The 4933-nt window shown below is 69.3% G+C and carries 2 protein-coding genes; both read right to left on the minus strand.

Annotation, left to right across the window (positions count from 1 at the left end; translation table 11 throughout):
* Window positions 1-663: 663 nt before the first annotated feature.
* Complete coding sequence (locus VNG13_00195) at window positions 664-1857, minus strand: PASTA domain-containing protein (GenBank protein ID HVA58947.1); 1194 nt, start codon at window positions 1855-1857, stop codon at window positions 664-666.
* Between the two features lie 393 nt (window positions 1858-2250).
* Window positions 2251-4266 carry a DEAD/DEAH box helicase gene (locus tag VNG13_00200; protein HVA58948.1) on the minus strand — a complete coding sequence of 672 codons (2016 nt, stop codon included), beginning with the start codon at window positions 4264-4266 and terminating at the stop codon, window positions 2251-2253.
* Window positions 4267-4933 lie beyond the last annotated feature (667 nt).

A 4933-nucleotide genomic window follows, 5' to 3' on the forward strand; every position in this document is an offset into this window, starting at 1 on the left:
GTCGACCAACAGTGACCGCCAAGGGGGAAGTACGGCCGAGGGCACCAGCAACGGCACCGATAAGCCCAACTCTGGCGATCAACTGACAAACGATCAAGCCGCCACGCCGGTCACCAGACGAAGACCGGCTGAGTAGTTACCTGGCAGTTTCGACCGCCCCGGTCGCCGCCGCGGGATTTAGCCACCCGGTGATCGACGTCAGCGCGGAGCAGGTCGCGCTGGTGGCCGTGACCGTCCAGCTCGTGCCAACGCCACCGGTTCGGATCAACCGGCAACCCGCAGATACCGCATAGCCAACTGTCGCGTTGACCCACCCACCGCGTCGCCTCGGGAACCAGAAGTCAGCGGCTTCCTCTGCTGAGCACGCGAACATCTGAAGGTCGCTGAACACGTCATCCGACCCATGGACCGAGTGTCCCAGCTCGGGGTGCGCGGGGCTGGGCGCATGCCCCTGTTGGACCCGCCCTCCGCCGGAATCGCCGGTCCCCGGCAGCGCCAGTATCGCCGGGCTTCCATGCAGGACAACGACTTCGTCGTGCGAGCGGCTTACGCGTTGGCCGCATGGAACGGCGCCGCCCACCCGGACCGCGATGGTCGTCGAGGCGTTCAGCATCACCGTCCGGCTCGCCTCGACACTGCTGCCGAGGCGACGCAAGGTTTGGGTCAGGCCAGCGAGGCGGGTCCGACTCCGACCTGGTGACCGCAGACGAGGATCGGCGGGAAATTGATCGGTTGCGCCGAGTGGACAGGCACCGTCAGCTGCCCACCGCCGGGGAACGTCACCTGCCACGCGGTGGGGTGCCCGACTGGGCCGCTGCAGTTGCCGGCGTAGTCGGTGCTCGAGAGCCCGATTGCTGCGGCCAGCTCGGTGGCCGGCAGTGGCCAGCCGTCCACTGCCTTCGGGGTGAGCACCAGAGGCCCCTGGACGACGGCGCGCTGCGGGGTGGTCAGGGCTTGGCCGGCGGAGCCGACCGCTGTGACTTGCAGGGTTCCGTACAGCGCGCAGGGCGCGGCGGAGGCGTCGCGCAGGCTGATGTTCGCGAACGCGGTGCCGGCGCCCGGCCCACCGGGGGTGTAGGCCCCGCCGAGCTGGCTGATGGTGCAGGCGGGCTCGGAGGATGGGACGCTGACGAGCAGTCCGAAGCCCCCGCCGTTCACCCGTGCTCCGGCAGCGAGACCCTGGGCGAGGACGGTGCCGAGTGGGGCAGTGTCGGTGAGTTCGGCGTCGTCGGTCACCTGGAGGCCGGCGACGCTTCCCTGGCGGACGGCCGTGTCGAGGGAGAGGCCGACGACGTCGGGGACGCGATCCGCGCCGGTCGGGGAGTTTGCCTCGGCGAGCAGCGAGATCAGGTATCCGGTGGTCAGCTGGGAGAGTTGGACTTGCCGTCCGGCGGGGCCGGTGAGCTGCTGGCAGGAGGCGCGCCAGTCGAGCACCAGCCGCCGCCCGTCGGGATAGCCGAAGAGGAGCGCGTCCTGGGGGCTGCCGCTCGAGGCGGCGAGGCAGCCACCGGGGGCGACGGTGTGTGCGCGGTCCAGCAGCAGCGCGTAGCCCGCCACCGCTGGTCCGGTCACCGTCGGCCCGGCGTTCGGTCCCGGTGTGATGATCTTGGCTGGGGTCGGCGACTTGACCGCTATCGGGTAGTCGTAGCCGCAGTCGAGCACCGAGCTCGCTCCGGTGGGGACCAGCGCCGGCCCCGCGGATCCGGAAGGGACCGGGTAGCCGGCCGGGCAGCGCAGCAAGGCAGCGGCGTGTCTGCTCGACGGGACGCCGCTGCGCCCGCAGCCGGCGGTACTGACGGCGACGAGGCAGGCCGCGAGTACCGACAGCCCGACGCGACGCGGACCAAGACCTGTCATACGCAGATGACGCCAGAGACGGCCGGTCGGTTGGGTGGCTACACGCAGGCTGAGGCTGGCTGCGTCCGTACCTCGGCGCGGAGCCGCGTGGGTGAGACGCGGCCCTGAGCCCGAGCACCGGAGGTACGGCGAGCACGGGCCAGCTCACGCGATGTTCGATGTGATGAACGTGGTTCAAACCGGCCGGTAGCGCCGGCGTGGGGCAGCCCCCCGCTCGAGAATGACGGCTATGTTCGTCCGCTCATGCCCATGAGGGGCGCGGAGCTGGCCGCTCTTCAGCGTGTTGACAGACCGGCGGCGCGGCCTCTTCGCGATGACAACAACGACGTTGCCGGCGATCTGATCAGCACTCCACCAACTCGACTTCTCCGCAAGTCGCCAGCTGTTGAAACCTCAGGTAGCGGTCAACGCGTCGGTGAGCAGGCTGACGAGGGCTTCGAGCTGTATGTCGACGCCCGCGACCTCGACGTCGGCGCCGTCGAGTGCGCGTGCGGCGAGACTCTCCTTGGCGCCGATGAGCTCGGCCACTTTTGCGTCGATGGTCTGGGCCGCGATGATCCGCCACGCGGTGACGGGCTGGTCCTGGCCGATCCGGTGGACGCGATCGATCGCCTGCGTCTGCTCGGCGGCGGTCCAGGACAGCTCGGCCAGAACGACATTGGAGGCGACTTGCAGATTGATGCCGACGCCGGCGGCCGTCAGTGAGCAGACGATGACGTGTACGTCGTCGTCGCTGACGAACGCGTCAATGTTCTTCTGCCGTACGCGCGTGGTCTGGTCACCACGGATCGACGCGTGGCCGATGCCGCGCTTCGCGAAGACCTGCTCGGCTGCGTCCATCACGTCGATATGCTTGGCAAAGAACACGACCTTGCCGGCGCTGCGCGACAGCTGGGCCGCGTAGTCGGCGGCCAGCTCGGCCTTTGCTTGCCCGATTCGGCGCATCATGGAAAAGACGTTCTCGCCGGTGCTGTTCTCGTCGGACTCGCGCAGTTCCCGCGCGCAGACCTGCCGGGCGATCGACACGTCGATGCCCACGGTCTGCTCGGCCTCCTTGCGAGCTGCCACCGCGCTCTGGTATCGCTTGACGAGTCGCCGTGCCAGCTTGCGTTCCGTCGCGCGCACCGACGTACCCAACGCGCCATCGAGCTCGATCGGCAGGTCGGCGATCCGCCGAGCCGGGATGTCGCTGGCGACGTCGGCCTTGCGCCGCCGGACGATGCCCATCTCGATGACCGCCTGGCGGGCCGCCGGGTAGAAGCCTGGGTCGAGGGGCGTCCTGCCGTTGGCCTCGAGGGCGTGCAGGAGGTCCGGACCGACTTCACTGTCCGTGATCCAGCCGAGGAACTCCCAGATCGCGAGGAAGTCTTCGATGTCGTTGATGAGCGGCGTACCGGTGAGCGCCATGAGCAGCGACCGCATCCCGCGCTCGCGGACCTTGCGGGACAACTTGAGGACGTGTTGCGAGCGCTGCGACGACTTGTTCTTGATGAAGTGCGCCTCGTCGATGGCCATCCCCCGGAATCCGAACTTGCCGAGCCAGCCGACGTGCCGGTCGAGGATGTCGTAGTTGACGATGACGATGTCGCAGAACGCATCGACGTCCTCACCATCCCCGTGGATGACGGTTGCGCTGTGCTTCGGGGTCCACATAGCGGCCTCGCGCGCCCAGCTGGTCTTCACGACGTTCGGTACGACGACGAGCAGCGGGTAGGCGCCGACGGCCTGCGCGGCCAGCAAGGCTTCGGCGGTCTTGCCGAGACCCGGCTCGTCGGCGAGCAGGAAGGTGCGGTGACCGTCCTTCGCCTTCGCAATTACCTGGGCCTGGTGCGGCATCAGGTCAAGCCCGGTCGCGATGTGCACGTCGCGCGGATCGGGAAGGGTCATGCAGGACGGCGCGTCGGCTGCGGACTCCTCGAACGCGCGGAGCAACGGGCGGATCAGCTCCCAGTCGGCGAGCAGCCGCGGCCGGAGTGTGGCGACTGCGGAGTAGTCCGGCACCAGGAAAGGTCTGGCGAGGCTGCGGGCGATGGCCGATGGCGGAACAACCTGCCGCTGATCGCGGGCGGGCGTGGCCTCTGGCTGCCTCGTGACGACGGATTCGGCCTCGACACCGAGACCGGCCTTGATCCGTAGTTCGCGCTTGGCGGTGGTGGTGCCCGGGAGCAGCGGCGCGTCGTCGGCGAGCAGCGCGAATAGAGATGCGCCCCCCGCGGCGGTGCGGGCGAGGGCGACCGCGAGGCCGTCGATCCGCTTCATGTGCGCGGCGCGCTGGACCTCGCTCATCGGCGCGGTCCTGGCCTCCGCCCGCTGTTCACGTAGCAGCAGGGCGACGGCCTGGAATCTGGCCCGCGTCCCAGGCGTGACCCCGCGCTGGGAGATGGCCCGGTCGACATCCGCGGCAGCCATGGCGAGGACGGCGATCGGTCCCTCGTCCTGACGCTGACGCGGCGGAGTCCGTCGCTGCGGCTGGTCGGAGCGTCGCGGCTCGGCCTGCCCTGTCGGTCGGCGCTGCGGCCTCGTCGGCCGGCCGGCCGCGCCCTCGCGTTCCGGCAGCGGCACGCCGCCGCGGCTACGCCGGCGAGGCCGTGCGGGCACTCTGCCCTCCTCAAACATCGACTAGACCGGACATGCACCCATGGCACAGCCGGCTGTGCCGCGACGATGCGCGGCGTAGCACCGCTGCGCCTGCGGGCCGTATCCAGACCCAGAGACCCACCCGCCTTCGCGCGCTCCCCGACTGACATGCGGGACTCGCCAGAAGTCGAGGGCGGATGCCTCAGGACTCGCTCAGTCTACCGGCATCCGTCGTCGATTGAATTTACCGATAGCACCGGGCGATCGGCCGCTCGAGCAACGTCCGAGGTTGTCGCCGAGCGATCGGTAGTGCGGCGCTATCGACCAGTCGCAGTGATCATGCCGAGTGTCGGAGAACGGCACGTCTGTCCCGAAGCTGCAGGACCCTCAGCCGGTCAGGACCCCTCGGGTGCTGGCGAACTTCTCTTCCGGGCTGAAACGTGCCTCATAGCCCTTGGCGAGGCCGTTGAGGGCGCCAGCTCCGTCTCCTTGGAAGGCC

The organism is Mycobacteriales bacterium (assembly GCA_035533475.1).
Classification (GTDB): Bacteria; Actinomycetota; Actinomycetes; order DATLTS01; family DATLTS01; genus DATLTS01.